The 20,498-nt window shown below is 75.8% G+C and carries 15 protein-coding genes and 1 pseudogene; 15 read left to right on the top strand and 1 reads right to left on the bottom strand.

From position 1 onward, the window contains the following. The first annotated feature begins 178 nt into the window (after window positions 1–178). The 8 genes from JKP75_RS00865 to JKP75_RS23565 are packed head-to-tail and all read left to right on the top strand — an operon-like array spanning window position 179 to window position 9,052. Entirely contained in the window at window positions 179–1,273 is a 1,095-nt protein-coding gene (locus tag JKP75_RS00865; protein ID WP_200489556.1) for a Gfo/Idh/MocA family protein, read from the top strand. Then, window positions 1,257–2,438, top strand: a complete 1,182-nt coding sequence (locus JKP75_RS00860; protein ID WP_200489557.1) for a DegT/DnrJ/EryC1/StrS aminotransferase family protein — start codon at window positions 1,257–1,259, stop codon at window positions 2,436–2,438. Before JKP75_RS00865 ends, JKP75_RS00860 begins: the two co-directional genes overlap by 17 nt. After that, window positions 2,435–3,361, top strand: coding sequence for a hypothetical protein (locus JKP75_RS00855; protein WP_200492679.1), 927 nt, complete (start codon window positions 2,435–2,437; stop codon window positions 3,359–3,361). The genes JKP75_RS00860 and JKP75_RS00855 overlap by 4 nt, the downstream gene beginning before the upstream one ends. Beyond that, on the top strand, window positions 3,358–4,968 hold the full coding sequence (locus JKP75_RS00850) for a lipid II flippase MurJ (RefSeq protein ID WP_200489559.1): 1,611 nt from the start codon (window positions 3,358–3,360) through the stop codon (window positions 4,966–4,968). Before JKP75_RS00855 ends, JKP75_RS00850 begins: the two co-directional genes overlap by 4 nt. Continuing rightward, window positions 4,965–6,413 carry a hypothetical protein gene (locus JKP75_RS00845; RefSeq protein ID WP_200489560.1) on the top strand — a complete coding sequence of 483 codons (1,449 nt, stop codon included), beginning with the start codon at window positions 4,965–4,967 and terminating at the stop codon, window positions 6,411–6,413. Before JKP75_RS00850 ends, JKP75_RS00845 begins: the two co-directional genes overlap by 4 nt. Further along, window positions 6,400–7,047, top strand: coding sequence for a sugar transferase (locus JKP75_RS00840; protein WP_200489561.1), 648 nt, complete (start codon window positions 6,400–6,402; stop codon window positions 7,045–7,047). Before JKP75_RS00845 ends, JKP75_RS00840 begins: the two co-directional genes overlap by 14 nt. Further along, window positions 7,044–8,018 (top strand): glycosyltransferase, encoded by a 975-nt coding sequence (locus JKP75_RS00835; protein ID WP_200489562.1) that lies wholly within the window; start codon window positions 7,044–7,046, stop codon window positions 8,016–8,018. The genes JKP75_RS00840 and JKP75_RS00835 overlap by 4 nt, the downstream gene beginning before the upstream one ends. Next, the gene (locus JKP75_RS23565; protein WP_200489563.1) at window positions 8,015–9,052 is read left to right on the top strand and encodes a GNAT family N-acetyltransferase; all 1,038 of its coding nucleotides are present in this window, start codon (window positions 8,015–8,017) and stop codon (window positions 9,050–9,052) included. Before JKP75_RS00835 ends, JKP75_RS23565 begins: the two co-directional genes overlap by 4 nt. A 50-nt stretch (window positions 9,053–9,102) precedes the next feature. Here the strand turns inward: JKP75_RS23565 and JKP75_RS00825 are convergent, their stop codons facing one another. Beyond that, window positions 9,103–10,158, bottom strand: a complete 1,056-nt coding sequence (locus tag JKP75_RS00825) for a right-handed parallel beta-helix repeat-containing protein (protein WP_200492678.1) — start codon at window positions 10,156–10,158, stop codon at window positions 9,103–9,105. A gap of 86 nt (window positions 10,159–10,244) precedes the next feature. On the opposite strand from JKP75_RS00825, the gene JKP75_RS00820 reads away from it, so the two are divergent. The 7 genes and pseudogenes from JKP75_RS00820 to JKP75_RS23560 all read left to right on the top strand — a co-directional run bounded on the left by JKP75_RS00820 (window position 10,245) and on the right by JKP75_RS23560 (window position 20,490). After that, window positions 10,245–11,516: a nucleotide sugar dehydrogenase gene (locus tag JKP75_RS00820; protein WP_200489565.1), complete on the top strand. Its 1,272-nt coding sequence runs from the start codon at window positions 10,245–10,247 to the stop codon at window positions 11,514–11,516. Further along, entirely contained in the window at window positions 11,513–13,354 is a 1,842-nt protein-coding gene (locus JKP75_RS00815) for a GNAT family N-acetyltransferase (RefSeq protein WP_200489566.1), read from the top strand. Before JKP75_RS00820 ends, JKP75_RS00815 begins: the two co-directional genes overlap by 4 nt. Before the next feature lie 63 nt (window positions 13,355–13,417). Then, window positions 13,418–14,515, top strand: coding sequence for a lipid II:glycine glycyltransferase FemX (locus tag JKP75_RS00810; RefSeq protein WP_200492677.1), 1,098 nt, complete (start codon window positions 13,418–13,420; stop codon window positions 14,513–14,515). Continuing rightward, a complete protein-coding gene (locus JKP75_RS00805) occupies window positions 14,512–15,750 on the top strand; it encodes an FAD-dependent monooxygenase (RefSeq protein ID WP_200489568.1) in 1,239 nt (412 codons plus the stop codon). The genes JKP75_RS00810 and JKP75_RS00805 overlap by 4 nt, the downstream gene beginning before the upstream one ends. Window positions 15,751–15,825: 75 nt before the next feature. Continuing rightward, window positions 15,826–16,443 (top strand): annotated as a pseudogene (locus JKP75_RS19965) (LGFP repeat-containing protein); the annotation flags it as partial. Window positions 16,444–16,513: 70 nt separating this feature from the next. Then, the gene (locus tag JKP75_RS19960; RefSeq protein ID WP_309229671.1) at window positions 16,514–16,783 is read left to right on the top strand and encodes a hypothetical protein; all 270 of its coding nucleotides are present in this window, start codon (window positions 16,514–16,516) and stop codon (window positions 16,781–16,783) included. Window positions 16,784–17,118: 335 nt separating this feature from the next. Continuing rightward, complete coding sequence (locus JKP75_RS23560; protein ID WP_200489571.1) at window positions 17,119–20,490, top strand: SIS domain-containing protein; 3,372 nt, start codon at window positions 17,119–17,121, stop codon at window positions 20,488–20,490. Window positions 20,491–20,498: the final 8 nt, after the last annotated feature.

The following is a 20,498-nucleotide window of genomic DNA, read 5'->3' as shown; positions in this document are numbered from 1 at the left end:
TCGCCCGTCTCCGGAGAAGCGCTCCGTTCCGCCCCGGCCCCGCCGTCGCCTCCGCACAGGCGCGCACACCGCCGGGCGCGACCCCCTCCCCGTCCGATCCGCCGAAGCCCTGCACCCCTCCGCAGGCACACGCACCCCGAGGACACCCCTGATGAGTTCAGCAGCGCACCCGTTGTCCGTGCCTTCCCCTCGCCGAGGTCGACGGCGCGATCGCATCGCCGTCGTCGGCTACGGCTACTGGGGCTCCAAGCACGTCCGCGTGCTCAGCAGCACGCCCGGCGTCGACGTCGTCATCGTGGACGGCGGACCCGCCCGGCTGGCCGAAGCGGCCGCCCACTACCCCACCGCCAAGCGCGCGGCCTCCCTCGACGAGGTGCTGGACACCGTCGACGCCGTCGTCATCGCCACGCCGCCCGCCACGCACGCGGCGCTCGCGCTGCGCGCGCTGGAGGCCGGCAAGCACGTCCTGGTGGAGAAGCCGATGGCCACCTCCGTCGAGGACGCGGAGCTGCTCGTGAAGACCGCGGCCCGGCAGGGCGCCCGCCTCATGGTCGGGCACACCTTCGAGTACAACGCCGCGGTCTGGAAGCTGCGCGACCTGGTCCGGTCCGGCGAGCTGGGCAAGATCCTGTACGTCGACACCGCCCGGCTGAGCCTCGGGCGGTACCAGAGCGACGTCAACGTCATCTGGGACCTCGCCCCGCACGACATCTCGATCGTCTCCTTCATCCTCGACGAGGTGCCGTCCTGCACCACGGTGTGGGCGCACAGCCACATCAGCCGGCAGCACGCCGACGTCGCCTACCTGCGCTTCGACTTCCCGGTCTCGCAGACCCGCGCCTACGTGCACGTCAGCTGGCTGACCCCGAAGAAGGTCCGGCAGATGACCGTGGTGGGCCAGCACAAGATGGCCGTCTACGACGACCTGTCGGACAACGAGCGGATCCGGATCTACGACATCGGGGTGGACGTCGAGGAGATCGACGCCGCCACCCAGGCGCACGCCCTGCCGGTCACCTACCGCACGGGCGACATCGTCTCCCCGTACGTGCCGTTCCAGGAGCCGCTCCTGGTGCAGGACCAGCACTTCCTCGAGTGCGTCCGCGCCGGCGCCGTCCCGGCGACGCCCGGCGAGCGGGGTCTGGAGATCGTCCGCGTGCTCGCGGCGACCGACGAGCTGTCGGGGGTCGCCGGTCTGGACGTCGTCGCCGGCGCGGCCGCGTCCACCGGCCGGACGACCCCGGAGGGGAGCGGTCATGTCGGTCGCCGGTGAGAAGCCCCGGGCGGCACGGGCACTGCACCTGGCCGCGGTCCCCGCGCCCGTCCCGTTCCTCGACCTGCCGGCGGGCGCGGCCCTGGTGCGGGAGGAGCTCGACCGGCACTGGGAGCGGGTGCTCGCCCACGGCCGGTTCGTCGGCGGTCCCGAGGTGACCGTCTTCGAGCAGGAGTTCGCCTACTACTGCGCGCGCACCGGCTGCGTAGGCGTGGCCAACGGCACCGACGCCCTGGAGCTGATCCTGCAGGCCCTGGGCATCGGGCGCGGCGACGAGGTGGTCGTGCCCGCGAACACCTTTGTCGCGACGGCGGAGGCGGTGTGCGCGGTGGGCGCGCGGCCCCGCTTCGTCGACGTGGACCCCGGGACCCTCGAGGTGGATCCCGACGCGGTGGCCGCCGCCGTGGGGCCGCGGACGGCGGCGGTGATGGCGGTGCACCTGTTCGGCCAGATGGCCGACGTCGACCGGCTGGTCCGGATCGCGGAGCGGCACGGGCTGGCGCTGATCGAGGACGCCGCCCAGGCGCACGGGGCCCGGTTCGGCGGCCGGCCGGCCGGCAGCGTCGGGACGGCGGCGGCGTTCAGCTTCTACCCGGGCAAGAACCTCGGCGCCCTGGGTGACGGCGGCGCGGTCGTGTCCAACGACGCGGCGCTGCTGGGGCGGATCCGGCAGCTGGCCAACCACGGCCGGTCCGACGGCGGCCGGCACCTGCACGAGCTGCGCGGGCGCAACAGCCGGCTGGACAGCCTGCAGGGGGCCGCGCTGAGCGTCCGGCTGGCCCGGCTGGACGCGGACAACGAGCGGCGGCGGGCGGCCTGGCGGCGGTACCGCGACCGGCTGCCGGAGGGGTTGCTCCTGGAGCAGCACCCGCGGGCCGAGTCGGTGCACCACCTCGCCGTCGTGCAGGTGGCCGACCGCCCCGCGGTCACGGCCGCGCTGGACGACGCCGGGATCGGGTGGGGGCTGCACTACCCGGTGCCGTGCCACCTGCAGCCGGCTTTCGCCGAGTTCGCGGACGGGCCGCTCCCGGTCGCGGAGCGGGCCGCCGGGCGGATCCTGTCCCTCCCGATGTTCCCGACCATGAGCGTCGCGCAGGTGGACCGGGTGTGCGACGTCCTCTCCGGCGTGGGCGACCTCGCCGCCGTCCCGGGCGGGGTCCGGTGACCAAGCACGGTGCGGACGACCCGATCCCCGCGGGCGGCGGGAGCAACGGCGACGGCCGGCGGACGGCGCTGGTCGGCCGGCTGCCCGCGTTCGGTGGGGGCTCCCCGCTGCTCGCCGCGTCGTCCGCGCTCGGGGGCGGCTCGGCGCAGCGGCGGCCGGCTCCCCCCGAGCCGGCGGCCCGCCGGAAGCTCTCGGCCGGCCAGTGGACCCGGCTGGGGATGCTCGCCCTGGCAGTGGTCGTCCTCGGCGCGGTCACCGGCTTCCTCGTCGCCGCGCGGATGCCCGAGCAGTACGCCGCCCGGGCCGAGGTCCTCTACGCGCTGACCCGGGAGCAGCCGACCGGCTTCCTCCGCGAGGACCGCAACATCAGCACCCAGCTGGTGGCCCTGGAGAGCCGCGCCGTCCTCACCCCGGTGGCCGACGAGTGGGACGTCTCCGTGGAGGACCTCGCGGCCGCCCTCAGCGCGAGCGTGGTGGACGAGAGCGAGGTCATCTCCGTCGAGCTGACCGACCCCGACCCGGACCGGGCGGAGGGCATGCTCGGCTCGGTCCTCGCGAGCTACCTCGACGTCGCCCCCAACGACACCCGCGCCGACGTGCGGGACTACCTGAACCTGCAGCTCACCGACGTGCTCCAGCGGATCGCCGCCGTTCCCCCGGGGGTCGCGGACCGGCAGGGCGTCCTCGCGCCCCTGACCGACCGGGAGCAGTGGCTGCGCACGCGGCTGGACGAGCTGGCGCTGGCCGACCTCGCCGGCCCCGCGGCGTCGGTCCTCACCGGGCCGTACGTGGACAGCGATCCGGTGAGCCCCCGGCCGGCCGTCGCCGCGGCGGCCGGCGCGGTGACCGGCCTCCTCGTGGCCGCCCTCCTGGTCGCCGGGCTGGCGCGCAGGATGACCCGCCCGGACACCGAGCGGGCATGACCACCGCGGAGGAGGCCCGCAGCACGGGCGGCGCACCGGGGGCGTCGCCGCGCTCGGTGGCGCGCAACTCGGCCACCGTCGCCGCCTGGACCCTGATCAGCCGCGCCACCGGGCTGCTCCGGGTCGTGGTGATCGGCGCCGTGCTGGGCCCCACATTCCTCGCCAACACGTTCCTGACCACCAACGGCGTCCCCAACCTGGCCTACTCGGTCGTGGCCGGGCCGGTCCTGGCCCTGGTCGTCGTCCCGGCCGTCGTGCGGGCGCTCGACCGGGGCCCCGAGGCGTGCGCCGCCCACGTCCGCCGGCTCAGCGGGTTGCTCGTCACCGTCGCGGGCGCCATCGCGCTGGCGCTCGTGCCGGTCTCGCTGGTGCTCGGGTACGTGCTGACCCTGGGCGTGCCCGCCCCCGACCGGGGACGGGCGCAGGTGATCGCCACCGTCCTGCTGCTGCTGGTCACGCCGCAGGTGGTGCTGTACACCGTGGCCGCGCTGGGGGCCGCCGCGCAGCAGGCGCGGCAGCGCTTCGCCCTCGCCGCCGCGGCCCCGGCGATCGAGAACGTCGGGCTGATGGCCACGATGGTCGCCGTCGCCCTGCTCCACCAGCGCGGGGCGGAGGTCGGGGACGTCCCCTCCGGGGTCGTGCTGCTGATGGGCACCGGTGCCACGCTCGCCGTGGCCGCCCACGCCGGCCTCCAGGTGATCGGCGCCCACCGGGTCGGCCTCTCCCTGCGGCCGGCCCGGGGCTGGCGCGAGGACCCCGAGATCCGGGCCGTCCTCGTGCGGCTGCGCGGCTCCGTGCTCGTCGCGGCGCTGCCGGCCGGGGCCTTCTTCCTCCTGGTGGTCTGCGCGGCGAGCATGCCGGGCGGCGCGCTGGTGTTCCAGATGGCCTTCGCCGTCTACGCGGTGCCGCTGGCCCTGGGCGCCCGGGCGGTCACGACCGCGGTGATGCCCGGGATGTCCGCCGCCGCCACGGCCGGTGACCGGTCCGGGTACGCCGCGTCCTGGCGGCAGGCGATCCGGTACGGCGTGGTCGCCGGCCTGCCGGCGCTGCTCGTCCTGGTCGCGTTCGCCCGCCCGGTCGCGGGCACGCTGGCCGCCGGCGACCTGTGGGACAACGCGCTCATCGGCGCGCTGGCGGCCTGCATCGCCGTCCTCGCCGTCGCCCAGCTGGCCGCCGGGATGCACGAGATCGGGCGGCAGGCCCTGTACGCCTCCCTCGACGTCCGGGGTCCGCAGCTCGCCGGGTGCGTGGCGTTCGCGCTCACCGCGGTGTGCGCCGGTGCCGCGCTCACCCTCCCCGCCGGGCCGCCCCGGCTGCTCGGTCTGGCCCTGACCGTGCTGATCGCCGACACCGGGGCCGCCGCCACGGTGATCGCGCGCGTGCGGCGCCTCGTGCGTCCGGCGGCGGCGGTCGACGCCCGCGGCCTCGCGGCGGTCGTGCTCGCCGCGGTGCCCATGCTGCCCGTGCTCGCCGGCGGCCGGCTGCTCAGCCAGGACGACGGCGAGGCGCTCCGCGACGTGGCCGTCCTCGGCGCCTCGGGGCTGCTCGCCACGGCGGTCTTCGCCGTGTGCCTGGCCGAGCTGAACCGACGGCGGGCGGCGTCGTGACCGCCGTCGGCACGCCGCCTCCCGGCGCGACCGCGCACCGGCCGCCGTCGGGTCGGTCGCCGGGTCGCTCACCCGGTCGCTCCCCGGTCGCCCTGGTCGCGCCGGCCGCCGGCGCGGTCGTGGCCGTCACCGCGGCCGGCGCGGTCGTCGGCCCGCTCGAGGCCGTCGCGGCCGGTGCGGCGCTGGCCCTGCTCGTCGGCGTGGCCGTGCGGCCGGTGGCCGCCGTCCACGTGTACGTCGCCACCCTGCCGTTCGTCGCCGGCATCGAGCGCGGCAGCCTGATCCCGCTTCTGCGGCCGAACGAGGCGCTCTTCGCGCTCCTGGTCGCCGGCGCCGTGCTGGGCGCCTACCTGCGCTTCGTCCGGGGCGACGAGGTGCGGTTCCGGTTCGGCCCCCTGGACCTCCCCCTCCTGGTCTTCGTGCTCTTCTCGACGCTCTGGCCGGTGGCCTGGCTGCTGCTGCGGGGCACCGTCCCGACGGGGAGCGACCTCGCCGCCCTGCTCCCCGTCGTCAAGCTGGTCGGCCTGCTCGTCCTCGTGCGGGTCACGATCCGGACCGGCGACCAGCTGCTCCGGCTGGCGCGGCTGGTGATCCGGACGGCGGCCGTCATCGGGGTGATCGCGGTCCTCCAGACGCTGCAGTTCCGGCCCGTCCTCGCCGTCCTGGAGACGAACTGGATGGACCCGAACCTCGACCCGGTGGAGCTGACCGAACGCGGGACGACGACGCTCGCCTCCTCGATCGCCACCGGCGACTACGTGGTCATCGCGCTGGCGCTGCTGGTCGGGCTGGCCGCGCGGGGGCTGGTGGGCCGGCGCGAGACGGTCCTCGCCGCGCTGCCCCTGCTGGCCGGTGCGCTGGCCGCCGGGCAGTTCTCCACCTGGGCGTCGGCGGTCGTCGTCGGCGCGGGGCTGCTCGTCCTGCACCCACCGCTGCGGCGGATCGCCGTGCGGCTGCTGCCGGTCGCCGTCGTGGGCGTCCTGCTCGGGCTGCCCGCCTTCGTCACGCGGGTCGCGGAGTTCGGTGACGGCTACGGCGTGCCCCGCAGCTGGCTGGGCCGCTGGGACAACCTGGTCACCTTCTACCTGCCCGGGCTCGGGGACCTGCGCTGGGTGCTGGGGGTCTCGCCCGACTCGGTCCTGCAGGCCCCGGAGACCTGGCGGGACGAGATCTACCTCGAGTACGGCTACCTCCAGTTCCTGTGGGTGGGCGGGGTGCCGCTGCTGATCGCCTTCCTCTGGCTGTCGGTGCGGGTGCTGCGGTCCGCCCGGGAGTGCGCCGCCCGGCCCGACGTCGCCGGCGCCTACGGCTCCACGCTCTGGGTCGTCTGGTGGATGGTCCTGGTGCTGTCGGTGATCGACATCCACCTCGTACTCCGGGGAGCCGGCGAACTGATCTTCATCTGCCTCGCCGTCGTCAGCGGGAGGGCACATGACCGTGGATGACCGCGCGGACCCGGTCGTCGACCGGGTCGTCCGGCGAGCCGTGGACGTCGTCGTGTCGGCGCTGGCCCTCCTGGTGCTGTCACCGGTGATGACCGCGCTGGGCCTCTGGGTGCGGCTGGACAGCCCCGGCCCGGCGCTGCTGCGGCAGCAGCGGGTGGGGCTGGGCCGCCGGCCCTTCACCCTCTACAAGTTCCGCTCGATGCGGGTCGGTGGCGACGACGCCGCACACCGCGAGCTCATCGCGGCCGAGCTCCGCGGCGAGGACACCGCGCGGGAGGGCAGCACCAAGCTCGCCGAGGACACGCGGGTGACGCGGTCGGGCCGCTTCCTGCGGCGCACCAGCCTCGACGAGCTGCCCCAGCTGATCAACGTGCTCCGCGGCGAGATGTCCCTGGTCGGACCGCGGCCCTGCCTGGTCTGGGAGGCCGAGCTGTTCCCCGAGGAGTTCGCCGGGCGCTTCCGGGTGCGGCCCGGGCTGACCGGGCTCTGGCAGGTGACCGGCCGCAGCACGGTGGGGACGCTGGAGATGCTCCGCGCGGACGCCGAGTACCTCCGCGACCGCTCGGTGGCGCTCGACCTGGCCATCCTGCTGCGCACCGTCCCGTCGCTGCTCCGCGGGGACGGCGCCCGATGAGCACGCTGTTCCTCGCCACCACGGGCGGCCACCTCGAGCAGCTGGTGTCGCTGGCCGCCCGCGTGCCCGAGGAGGGGCCGGCCGTGTGGGTCACGCACGAGAACGAGCAGAGCCGCGCCCTGCTGGCCGGCCGCGACACCGTCTTCGTCCCCTACGTCCGCGTGGGCGAGGTCGGCGACGTCGCCCGCTGCGTCCCCACGGCCCGTCGGCTGCTCCGGACCCGGTCGTTCACCCGGGCGGTCTCCACGGGCTCCGGCATCGCACTGGGGTACCTGCCCTTCCTGGCCGCCCGGGGCGTGGCCTGCCACTACATCGAGAGCGCGGCGCGGGTGAGCGCCCCGTCGCGGACGGGCCGGGTGCTGCACCACGTGCCGGGCATCCGGCGCTACACGCAGCACGCCGGGTGGGCCGGCCGCCGCTGGGCCTACCGGGGCAGCGTCCTCGACAGCTACGAGCCGGACAGCCGCACCCGGCCGCCGGGCGACGTCCTGCGCGTCGTCGTCACGGTCGGGACGGCGGCGGAGTTCCCGTTCGGCCGGCTCGTCGACCGGCTGGCCCCCCTCCTGGCGCCGGACGGGGAGCTCGCACGGGCGACCGGCCGGCCGGTGGACGTCCTCTGGCAGACCGGCTGCACCCCCATCGACCACCTCCCCGTCGCCGCGCGGCCCTTCCTGCCGGGGGACGAGCTGGCCGAGCAGGTCGCCCGCGCCGACCTCGTGGTCAGCCACGCCGGTGTCGGTTCGGCGCTCACCGCGCTGGCCGCCGGCCGCCGCCCGCTGCTGGTGGCCCGGTCGGCCGCGCTCGGCGAGGCCGGGGACGACCACCAGACGCAGCTCGCCACCTCGCTGGCCCGCCGCGGGCTCGCGGTCCACCGCTCCCCCGAGGACCTCACGGTCGAGGACCTGCTGGAGGCCCTGACCTCGGGGGTCCGGCGGTCGGACACCCCGCTCCCGTTCGAGCTGCTGCCGTGACCGGCGTCCGGCAGGTGGACCCCCGCACCGACCCGCTGTGGGCCGAGCTCGCACGCAGCGGCGGCAGCCTGTTCACCTCCCCGCCCTGGATCGGGGCGGTCAGCTCCTCCTACGGCTTCGAGCCGACGGCCCGCGTGGCCGTCGACGGGTCCGGGCGTGCGGTGGGCGGCGCGGTCTGGGTGGACGTGCAGGACCTGCGCGGCGGGCGCCGGCTGGCGCTGCCGTTCTCGGACCGGGCCGACCCGATCGTCGCCGACGCGGCCGCGTGGGCGGAGGTGGCCGCCGACGCGTTCGCCGGAGACCTGCCGTTCACGCTGCGCTGCCTCGACGGCTCGCCGGCGGTCACCGATCCGCGGTTCACGGCGACCGGCGAGGCCGCCTGGCACCGGACCTGCCTGGACCGGCCCCTCGAGGACCTGCGGCGGGCCGTCCGCTCGCAGACCCGGCGGAACATCGCCACCGCGGAGCGCGCCGGCGTCGAGGTGGTGCTCAGCCCCGAGCGGGAGGCCGTGGCCGAGTACCACCGCCTGCACGTAGGGCTGCGCAAGCGGAAGTACCGGCTGCTCGCCCAGCCGCTGGAGTTCTTCGACCGGATCTGGCAGGCGTTCGCCCCCGCGGACGGCATCCGCACCGGGCTGGCCCTGGTGGACGGCCGGCCCGTGGCCGGTGCGGTGTACCTGGTCTGGCAGGACACCGTCTACTACAAGTTCGGGGCGTCGGAGGCGGACAGCCTGCACCTGCGGCCCAACGACGCCCTGCACTGGGCGCTGCTGCGGTGGGCGCACGACCGGGGTCTGCGGGCCCTGGACTGGGGGTTGTCCGAGCTCGACCAGCCCGGTCTGTGCGCCTACAAGCGCAACTGGGGCAGCGAGGAGCGCCGGATCCGCACGCTCAACGCGGGCGGGCCGCCTGTCGGCCGGTCGGCCGAGGTCGAGCACACCCTGCGCCTGGTCACCGACCTCCTCACCGACCCGGCCGTCCCCGACCCGCTGGCCGCCCGTGCCGGGGCGTCCCTCTACCGGTTCTTCTGCTGATCGCCGTGACCGAGCCGAGGACTGCGCCGATGACCAGGACCCCGCCGGGCTCAGCCCGGCTCGTCGGTGCTGAACCCGTCCTCGGACTCCTCGTCGAGCTGGTAGGGCACCAGGCCGGCAGGCACCTCGTTGTCGGAGAACTCCGCGCCGGTCGACCCGTCGAGGAAGATCGCGCCGCGGTCGAGCGCCGGGCCGGTCAGGGTGTTGCCCCGCACGACGACGCCCGGGATCCACTGGACGAGCACCGCCTGGGAGCCCTCGACGTCGCACACGTTGCCGGTGAACTCGATGTCCCGCGACCGCCCCACCTCCCCGGCGGTGCCGGCCTCCTCCGCCGTGGCGATGAGGCACTGGTGGTCGACGTTGCGGCAGACGTTGCCGGCGATCAGCGCCCCCACGGTGGGCGGGCGGCTGTTGTCGTAGGTCTGGAAGCAGTCGGTGTGCGGCGGATCGGCGTACCCGTCGTCCTTGATGTCCTGCACGGTGTTGCCCAGGATCCGGATCCCGGTGCCGAAGAAGCGGATGCCGTCGGCGTCCCCGGACTCCCGCCGCACCGACCCGCTCACCGTGTTGCCCTCCACGGTGATCCGCTCGCCCTCGACGAGGATGCCCGACCCGTCGGTGCCCTCCACGGTGTTCCCCTCGACCGTCACGTCGGCGCAGGGGCGCTCGCAGCTGATCCCGTCCAGCTCGGCTCCGCGCACCTCGTTGCCGCGGACCACCAGGGAACGGCCGCTCAGCACGATGCCGTCGCCGTCGACGACGACGAAGCCCTCGACGACGACGTGCTCCTCGTCCTCCACCGTCAGGGACCGCACCGTCGCGCCGTCGCCGAGCAGCCGGATCGGCGCGTCCTCGGTGCCCGAGCGCTCGAGCCGCAGGTCGGCGTCGAGCAGGTCCGCCGTGACGCAGACCGTCGAGCCGCCCTGCGCCTCGTCGAGCGCCAGCTGGGCTCCGGCCGCCGTGCCGGCCGAGACCGTGCACCCGTCCGGGCCGGTCGGGGCGGCCGCCTCGGGCTCGGCCCCGGAGGTGCAGGCGGTCAGCAGCAGCGCCGCGACGCCGGCCAGGACCAGGGGCGGGGCTCCTCGGCGCGGCAGCACGACCACCCCTCTCCCCCGTGGGACGCGGGTTCCACATCGTACGGGCGGGAAGCCCTCCCGCCCTCCACTCCGGCCACCCCGAGGAGCAGTTGATGAGCAGTGCCGGTGGACGACGCCTGGTGGTGATGGGGCAGGGCTACGTCGGGCTGCCCCTGACCATGCGCGCGCTCGAGGTCGGGTTCGAGGTGGTCGGCTTCGACGTGGACGAGGCCCGCGTCGACCGGCTGCGCACGGGCCGCACCTACATCGACGACGTCTCCGACGAGGAGATCGCCGCCGCGCTCGCCACGGGCCGGTTCCGGCCCACCCGGTCCGTGACCGACCTCGCCGGCTTCGACGTCGCCGTCATCACGGTCCCGACGCCGCTGCGCGACGGCGCACCGGACCTGCGGTTCGTGGAGTCGGCGGCCACCATGCTGGCGCCGCACGTCACCACCGGGTGCTGCGTCGTCCTGGAGTCGACCACGTACCCGGGGACGACGGAGAGCGTCCTCATCCCGCTGCTCGAGGCCGGCAGCCCGCTGCGGGCGGGGCAGGACTACCGCGTCGGCTACAGCCCGGAGCGGATCGACCCGTCCAACCCGGTCTGGAACTTCCGGAACACCCCCAAGATCGTCTCGGGCGTCGACGAGCTCTCCACCAAGGCGGTGGCGCAGTTCTACGGCGGGCTGGTCGACCGCGTCGTCCCCGTGGCGGGCATCCGGGAGGCCGAGCTCACCAAGCTGCTGGAAAACACGTTCCGGCACGTCAACATCGCGCTGGTCAACGAGCTGGCCATGGTCTGCCACGGCCTGGGGATCGACGTCTGGTCGGTCATCGATGCGGCCGCCACCAAGCCGTTCGGGTTCATGCCCTTCCGCCCCGGCCCCGGGGTGGGCGGCCACTGCCTGCCGATCGACCCCTCGTACCTGTCGTGGCAGGTCCGCCGCTCGCTGAACCAGAACTTCCGGTTCATCGAGACGGCCAACGACATCAACGACCACATGCCGGACTACGTCGTCGCCCGGGCCGGTGAGCACCTCAACCTGCGGGCCCGGTCGGTGAAGGACAGCTCGGTGCTCCTCGTGGGGCTCGCCTACAAGCGCAACAGCGGTGACGCGCGGCAGTCACCGGCCCTGGAGGTGGCCCGCCGCCTGCTGGGGCTGGGCGCCCGGGTGCGCGGGGTCGACCCGCTGGTCGACCGGGCGCACCTGCCGGCGGGCCTGGAGCTGGTGGCGTGCACCCCGGAGGAGGTCGCGGCCGCGGACCTGGTCATCGTGCTCACCGACCACGACGACCTGCCGTGGGAGCTGCTGGAACGGCACGCCGACCACGTCCTCGACACCCGCAACCGGGTGCGCAGCGAGGCGGTGGACCGGCTGTGAGCGCGCCCGCGACGAGGGGCAGGGGGACGACGGTCACGACCGCCACCCCCGCGGACACCGGCTCGCTCGAGGGCTGGGACGACTTCGTCCGCGCGCATCCGGCCGGCGACGTCGCGCAGCTCTCCGGCTGGGCGCGGGTGCGCGCGGAGGCCGGCATGACCTCGCTGCTCGTATTGGCGCACCGGGACGGGCGGCTGGCCGGCGGTGCGCAGGTGCTGGTGCGGCGGGTGCCCGTCCTCGGCGCCATCGGGTACGTGGCGTACGGCCCGCTGGTCGACGTCGGCGAGGAGTGCGCGGGCCCGGTCGCGACCGCGCTGGCCGACGAGCTGGCGGCGCTCGCGCGCTCCCGGTTCCGGATGCTCTTCGTGCAGCCGCCCTCGGGCGGGGCGGGGGCCGCGCGGGCACTGGCCGACCGCGGCTTCCGCCCGTCGGACGCGGGCATCGCCCCCCGCACGTCGGTCCGCGTGGACCTCGCCCGCGACGAGGACGAGCTGCGCAGGAACCTCAGCCGCCGGCTGCGCCCGTGGGTCAACCGCTGGCCGCGGGCCGGGGTGGAGGTGCGCATCGCCGGCGAGACCGACCTGCCGCAGGTGGCCGCGCTGCTCGCGCACACCGGCGAGCACCACGGCTACACCTCCTTCGGGGTCGAGTACCTGCGCGGCATGTACCGGGAGCTGTTCCCGAGCGGCGACCTGGTGGTGTTCCTCGGGGAGGTCGCCGGCCGGCCCGCGGCGACGGCGGTCTACAGCGCCACCGGAGGCGTGCTCAAGACCCGGCTGCTCGGCTTCGACCGGGACGGCGAGGCGGCCCGGCTGAACGTCCCGGCGGCGGTCGACTGGACGGCGATGACCTGGGCGCGGTCCCAGGGCTTCCGCTGGTTCGACCACGGCGGCCTGTCCGAGTCCGCCGCCGAGGTGCTGCTGTCCGGCGGCGAGCTGGACGTCGACCGGCTCTCCGGTCCGGACCGGCACAAGCTGCGGTTCGGCGGGACCCCGATCCGCTATCCGGACCCGGTCGAGCTGATCGCCTCGCCGCTGGTCCGCGCCGCCTACGACCTCTCCCTCCGCTCCGGGGTCGGGCGGGTGCTGGTCGATCGGGCCAAGCGCCTGGCCCGGACCGGCCCCCGCCGCGGCACCTCCCCCGATCGACCCGTCGCCAGGAAGGGCGCAGCCATGACCGCATCCCTGCTCCGGACCGTGGGCCGCCCCTACGCGTGGGCCAAGCGGTCGGCCAACCGGGCGCTGTTCGACCGCCGTTACGGGCTGGACACCGACGGGGTCATCCAGCCGGGCGAGCTGGGCTTCGACAACCCCGAGTACACCCGGTACGCCCCCGCCGGCCTGGTCACGCTGCGGCGCCTGCTGCCGCCGGGCGACGTCGGCCCCGACGACGTCTTCGTCGACATCGGCTCGGGCAAGGGGCGCGTGGTCCTCCAGGCGGCGCTGCGCCACCCGTTCCGCACCGTGTACGGGGTGGAGCTGTCCGAGCGCCTGCACGAGGTGGCCGTGCGCAACCTCGCGAGCGTGCGCGACCGGCTGCGCTGCCAGGACGTCCGGCTCGTGCACGGCAACGCCCTGGAGTTCGACGTCCCGGACGACACCTCGGTGGTCTTCCTCTACAACCCCTTCGACGGCGCCACGTTCGCGCAGGTGGTCGAGCGGATCCTGGCGTCGGTCGACCGGGCGCCCCGCCGTCTCCGCATCCTCTACGGCAACCCGCGCGAGGAGGCGGCCCTGCTCGCCACCGGGCGGGTCCACCCGGTCCGGACGCTCCGGGGCTGGCGTCCGGGGCGGGAGTGGTCCCGGTCCAACACCTTCCGCGTGTACGAGGTGGTCTGAGGTGAGCGCCGGCCTGCTGACCACCGAGCAGCGCGCCACCCCGTGCGCCGAGGTGCTCGGCGAGTGGGACCGGCTCGTGGCCGGGACCCCGGGCACCGCGACGTCACCCAGCTGTCGGCCTGGGCGCGGGTCCGCGCCGCGGAGGGGTTCGCGCACACCTACGTCCTCGCCCGCCGCGGCGGCCGGCTGGTCGGTGGCGCGCAGGTGCTGCTCCGCCGCGTCCCCGTGCTGCGGCTGATCGGGTACGTGCCGTACGGGCCGGTCGTCGCGCCGTCCGCCTCGGACCGGTCCGCCGTCGTCGACGACCTGGCGCGCGCGCTGGCCGACCTCGACGGCGTGCGGATGCTCTTCGTCCAGCCACCGGAGGGCGCCGACGACGTGCACGCGGCGCTGCTGCGCCGGGGCTTCCGCCCGTCGACGGCGGGCATCGCCCCGCCCGGCTCGGTGCGGCTGGACCTCGACCGGTGCGAGGAAGAGCTCCGGCGCGGGCTCCCGCCGAGGCTGCGCTCGCTCATCCGCCGCGCCGCCGAGCGCGGGGTGCGGATCCGCCGCGGCGACGAGGACGACGTCCCGGTGCTCGCGGCCCTGATGCGGGTGAGCGGTGACGCGTGCGGCTACCGGCCGCCCGACGAGGACCACCTGCGGCGCCTCTACGGCGAGCTGGCCCGGACGGGCAACGCCGCGCTGTTCATCGGCGAGGTCCGCGGTGTCCCGGTCACGGCCGACCTGGTGACGATGTGCGGCTCGATGGTCCGCGGCCGGTTGGGCGGCTTCGACCGCAGCGGCGACGGCGCACGGCTCGGCGTGCCCGGCGTGGCCCGCTGGGAGATCGGCCGGTGGGCGCACCGCGAGGGCTACCGGTGGCTGGACTTCGGCGGGCTGGCGGAGCAGACCCTGCACGACGCCGTCGACGAGGGCATCCGGTCGAGCCCGGCGTGGTCGGGGGTCGACCAGGCCAAGATGCGCTTCGGCGGCGAGGCCTTCCGCTACCCGGGCGCGGTGGAGCTGATCCGCCCCGCAGCGCTCCGGCAGCTCTACGACGCCGTGTCCGCCCGCGACTGCGGTCAGGCCCTGCTGCACCGCGCCAAGGTCCGGATGCGCGCGGGCACGCGCCGGCCGGCGGTCCGGCTCCCCCGCCGGCCGGGAGGGGTGCCGGCGTGAACGTGCTGGTCGTCGGCGGAGGCCCGGGCGGGCTGTTCCTCGCGGTCGCCCTGCGGCGGCTGGACCCGGCCTGTCGCGTCACCGTGCGGGAGCGGCGGCCGGCCGGCACGACGCACGGCTGGGGCATCGCCGTCGCGACCGCGGCCTCCGACCGGGACGACCTGCTCCGGGGTGTGGGCGCGGTCGACCCGGAGACCGCCGAGGCGCTGCGGCGGACGTCGGTGGGCTGGGAGAGCCAGGTGGTGGTGGCACCGGGCGGGCGGCGGGTGCACCTGGGCGGGTCGGGCTGGTGCACGAGCCGCCAGCGGCTGATCGACGTCCTGGCCGGGCGGGCCCGGGCCCTGGGCGCCGAGGTGCGCTTCGACGCGGAGGTCCCGGACGCGGAGGTCACCGACGCCCTGGCCGGCGAGCACGACCTGGTGGTGCTCGCCGACGGCGCCGGGAGCCGGTTCCGCCGGGCCCGCGCGGACCGGTTCGGGACGACGGAGTCCCCCGGCGGCACCCGGCACGTGTGGCTGGGCACCTCGATGCCGCTGCGCGACTTCACCTACGCCTTCGAGCGCACCACCGCGGGCTGGATCTGGTGCTACGGCTACCGGCACGCGGCCGACGCCGGCACCGTGATCGTCGAGTGCTCGGCGCAGACGTGGGCCGGGCTGGGCTTCGACACGGCCGACGCCGCGGCGACGACGGAGACGCTGTCCCGGATCTTCGCCGCGCACCTGGAGGGGCACCCGCTCCGGTGCCGGCCCGGGGAACCCGGCCGCGGCCCGTGGGAGTCGTTCACGACGATCCGCAACGAGCGCTGGTCCGACGGCAACCTGGTGCTGCTGGGCGACGCCGCGCACACCGCGCACTTCTCCATCGGCTCGGGCACCACCATGGCCCTCGCGGACGCCGCGGCGCTGGGCCGGGCGCTCGCGGGACGCGGCCCCGACGGCCTGCCGGCCGCCGTGCGGGCCTACGAGGACGAGCGCCGCCCGGCGGTGCTGGCCCTGCAGGAGGCCGCCGCGCGCAGCGCCGGCTGGTTCGAGGCGGTCGACCGGCACGCGCAGCTGCCCCCGCTGGAGTTCGGCCTCTCGCTGCGGCTGCGCCGCAGCGGGGACGCCGTCGACGCACCGCCGGCGCTGCTGCGCGGCCTGCACCGGGCCACCCAGTGGCGGCTCGGCCGCGGGCTGCGGCGGGCGGTGGCGCGCCGCAGGAGGGGAACCCGGCGGCGGGCGCCGGCCGGCTGACCCTCCCGTCCCACCTGCACCATCTCGTACCGGAAGCCTTCCGCGCAGGTCAGCCGCCCATTAGCGTCCCGCGGCATGTCCCGCTCCTCCCGCGCCCGCCGTCGCACGGCCGCGTCCCTGCTCTCCGCCGCGGTCGCGGCGGTCGTGACCTTCGGCGGCACCGCCGTCGCCACGGCCGACGTGTTCCAGACGCCGACCGGCCCCCAGCACGTCAACGGGGCGATCCTCGCCACCTACCGGGCGCAGGGCGGCACCCTCGGGCCGCTCAGCTACCCGATCACCGGCGAGCGCGGCACCCCCGACGGGCTCGGCCGGTACAACCTGTTTCAGCGCGGCGGCATCTACTGGACGCCGTGGACCGGCGCGCACGCGATCTCGGGCCAGATCTGGAGCTGGTACGCGCTGCTCGGCTGGGAGGCCGGCCCGCTGGGCTACCCGATCACCAGCGAGCTGAGCACCCCCGACGGCCGCGCCCGGTTCACCGCCTTCCAGCACGGCGTCATCTACCAGCTGCCGCAGCGCATGCCGCGGCACGTGCGCGGCGCCATCTACCAGCGGTACGCCTCGCTGGGCTGGGAGACCAGCCCGCTGGGCTACCCGCTCACCGACGAGCTGGGCACCCCCGACGGCCGGGGCCGGTTCAACGACTTCCAGGGCGGGCTCATCTACTGGACGCCGTGGACCGGCGCGCACGCCGTGTGGGGGCTCCATCCGCCAGGCCTACGGCGGCCAGGGCTTCGAGACCGGCCGGCTCGGCTACCCGGTGACCAGCGAGCTGCCGACGGGGGACGGCATCGGGCGCTTCAACCACTTCGAGCGCGGCTCGATCTACTGGACGTCGGAGACCGGCGCGCACCCGGTCGCCGGCGAGATCCGCGACACCTGGGCGGCGCTGGGCTGGGAGAACTCCGAGCTGGGCTACCCGACCACCGACGAGTACGCCGTGCCCGACGGCGGCCGGGTGCAGGAGTTCGAGTTCGGCTGGATCGAGCTCTACCCGGGCGACGGCGCTGCCGTCTACCTCGACTCGTGAGCGCGCACCTGCTCGCCCCGGAGCGAGCCGTCGACAGCCGGGCGGTCCCGGTGCACGCTGGACGCATGCTCTCCCCGAGGCCGTCGCAGCGCGCCGGCCGCAGCCTGCCCGCGCGGCCCCGGCCGCCGTGGCACGTGCACTGGTTCCGCCACGTCGGCGAGGACCCGCTCGGCCCCGCCGGCGTCTACGCCTGCCGCTGCGGCGAGGTCCGCCCCGGCCTCTGATCGGGGTGCCGCGCAGGGCACCGCGCACCGCTCCGGCGTGACACCATCACGCCTCCGACGAGGGCATGCCCGGCTGCCCGCTCCGGCGGCCGGGGGCGGAACGGAGAAGCCGTGTGCGGTGTGGTGGCCTGCCTCCCCGTCTACCCGGACGGCACCGGGGGCGGGGTGCCGGAGGGCTTCCCCGACCTGGCGGCCGACTGGCCGGATCCCCCGACCTCCGCCTCCGCGGGCGCCGCGCTGGCGGAGACGAGCGCCCGGGTGTCGACGGCGACCCGCACCTGGTCCGAGCCCCTCGCCTTCGCCCGGCTGGTCGCCTCGCCCGACGCGCACGCCGCGCTCGAGGAGTCCGCGGCCGCCGCGCGGGCGCTGGTCACGAAGGCCGACGACGCGCTGGACGGGCTGCTCCTCGCGGCCGGCGGGGAGGGGGCCGAGGAGCTGCAGGCCCGGGTCCGTGACGCGCGGGACGCCTGCTGGCGGCTCCGGCACGACCTGCTCGGCTCGGCGGTCAGGGTCCGCGAGCTGGTGCAGGACGCCGCGGAGCCCGCCGTCTGCCACAGCTACCGGGCGATCGACGTCGTCCTCGACAGCCTCGGCCGGCTCGAGGTGCGCGGGCGCGACTCGGCCGGCCTGCACGTCTTCGTCGCCGTTCCGGAGACCGCCGGCCTCGACGTCCCGCCCGGCCGGGACGACCCGCTCTTCCGCGACCGCACCGTCGCCGTCGTCGAGGGCGGGCTGTCCTTCGTCTACAAGACCGCCGTGCTCATCGGGCGGCTGGGCGACAACGTCGCGCGGCTCCGGGCCGCCATCGCCTGCGACGAGCACCTCCGCGCCGCCCTGCACCTGCCGTCGGCCCGGATCACGGTCGTCGCGCACACCCGCTGGGCCAGCGTGGGCCGGATCAGCCAGGCGAACGCCCACCCGGTCAACAACGCGCTCACCCGCGCGCCGGGGCACCCGTACGTCATCGCCGCCTTCAACGGCGACGTCGACAACCACGACGCGATCCTCGCGGTGCCCGACGGCGACCACCCGGCCGCCGACATCACCACCGACGCCCGCGTCATCCCCTTCGTCGTCGGGACGGCGCTGGCCGGCGCGGCCGCGACCTCCGGGCAGGCGCTGGCCGGCTGCCTGCGCTCGTTCGAGGGCTCGATGGCGATCGTCGTCCAGGACCAGCACTCCCCCGACGGGTTCACCGCCGGGGTCAAGGGCAGCGGGCAGGGCCTCTACCTCGGGCTCTCCCCCTCCCTGCCGATGGTGGCCAGCGAGGTCTACGGCCTGGTCGGGGTGAGCGCCGACTACGTGCGCGTCGACGGGCGGCTGGTCGGCGCCGACGCCACGGCGCCGGTGGTCGCGCACGTCGAGCGGCGGGCCGGCGGGTACGACGTCACCCTGTGGGACCCGGCCGATCCCGCCGCGAGCCGGCCGCTGCCGGACGGCGTGCGGCAGCGGGCCGAGATCACCACCGAGGACGTCGACCTGGGCGACGAGGAGCACTACCTCGCCAAGGAGATCGCCGAGGCCGCGGAGTCGATGCGCAAGACGCTGCGCGGCCGCGTCGTCGACGGCGAGCACGGACTCCGGGCGGCTCTGTCGGAGGCGGAGTTCCCGGCGGCGATCCGCGCCGCCCTCGCCGACGGCGCCGTCACCCGCGTGGTCCTGCTCGGCCAGGGGACGGCGGCCGTCGCCTGCGCGGGCATCGCCCGGGTGGCCGCGGACCTGCTCGGGCACCGGATCGCCGTCTCGTCAAGCACCGCGACGGAGATCTCGGCGGCCCCGCTGCCCGCCTCGCTGGCGGACACCCTGGTCATCGCGGTCAGCCAGTCCGGCTCGACCACCGACACCAACCGGACCGTCGACATGCTGCGCGCGCGCGGCGCGGCCACCCTCGCCGTCGTCAACCGGCGGGACAGCGACCTGGCCAAGCGCGCCGACGGCATCGTGCACACCTCGGACGGCCGCGACGTGGAGATGGCGGTCGCCTCGACGAAGGCGTTCTACGCGCAGGTCGCCGCCGGGATCCTCATCGCCTGGGAGGTCGCGCACGCCCTGGGTGACGTCCCGGGCTCGGCCGAGGACGGGATGCTGCGCGGGCTGCGGGCGATCTGCGGCCAGCTGCGCACGCTGTACCAGCGGCGCGATCGGATCGAGGCGGTCGCGCAGCGCACCTTCGCCCGGCGCGCCTGGTCGGTCATCGGCTCCGGGCTCAACCAGGTCGCGGCCGCGGAGGGGCGGATCAAGCTCTCCGAGCTCTGCTACAAGACCGTCTCGGTCGACGCGATCGAGGACAAGAAGCACATCGACCTCTCCGCCGAGGCGCTCGTGCTCGTCTGCGCGGCCGGCACCTCCCCGCTGCAGCGCGCGGACCTCGGCAAGGAGATCGCGATCCTGCAGGCGCACGGCAACCTGCCGGTGCTGATCACCGACGAGTCGGCGGCCGGCGACTGGCCGGTGGACGACGTCATCGCCGTCCCCGACGCGCACCGCTCGCTCGGCTGGATCCTGGCCACCGCGGCCGCGCACCTGTTCTCCTACTACTGCGCCCGCGCCATCGACGACCTCGCGACCGACGCCCGCCGGGCCCTGGCCGAGCTGGAGACCGCCCACGACGCCGGGGTGGAGCTGACCGACGACTGGCCGGGGACCAAGCCGCTGCAGGCGTTCCTGGAGCTGGCGGGCGGCACCGCGGCGGGCAGCGTCTACGTGCCGAGCGGAACGGCGCTGCAGCTCACCGAGGTGTTCGTGCAGCTGGTCGCGCCGAGCGCCTGGCGGCTCGCGCTCACCGACGCCGACGTCTCCCTCGAGCAGCGGCTGCGCGAGCTGCTGACCCGCGCGGTCGACGAGTTGACCCGGTCGATCGACAGCGTCAAGCACCAGGCGAAGACGGTCACCGTCGGCACCTCCCGCGGGGACGCCGACCTGTTCGACAACCCGCTCGTGGCGCACCTCGTGCAGCTCGGGGTCGACCCGCAGGCGCTCAACTACGCCTCGCTGGACGCGCTGCGCGCCTGGGCGCCGGTGCTCGCGCCGCCGCTGGGTGCGACCCGGTACCGGTTCCGCGAGCACGCGGGCGAGCCGTCGCTGCACGTGGTCGCCCAGACCGGCACCAGCGCGGGGCTGCGCAGCCGCTACTCGGAGCGGCGGACGCCTGCGGGGTCGAAGGGGCTGGTGCTCAGCACCCGGGTGCCGCGGATCATCCGGGGCGCCTCCGACGGCCGGCTCGTGCTGCTGGTCCCCGAGGTCGCCGGCTCCGAGCCGACCGGCCTCACGCTGCTGCACGTGGCGACCGTGCCGACCGCGCCGTCCGAGGTCCTGGCGCGAGCGCTGCGGATCGGCGGGCGGGAGCAGGAGCTGGCGGCCGCGCTCGGCGAGCGCGGGCTCACCCTCGACGTCGGCCGGCTCGGTCCGGGTTCGGTCGAGTTGCTGCTCACCGCCTCCGTCGAGCACCTGGTCGAGCGCCTGGCCGGAGCCGCGTCGGCCTGAGCGCACGG

This window comes from Blastococcus sp. TML/M2B (genome assembly GCF_016612865.1).
GTDB lineage: Bacteria > Actinomycetota > Actinomycetes > Mycobacteriales > Geodermatophilaceae > Blastococcus.
The sequence above is the reverse complement of the archived record's forward strand: the minus strand, read 5'-3'. Positions and strand labels throughout refer to the sequence as shown.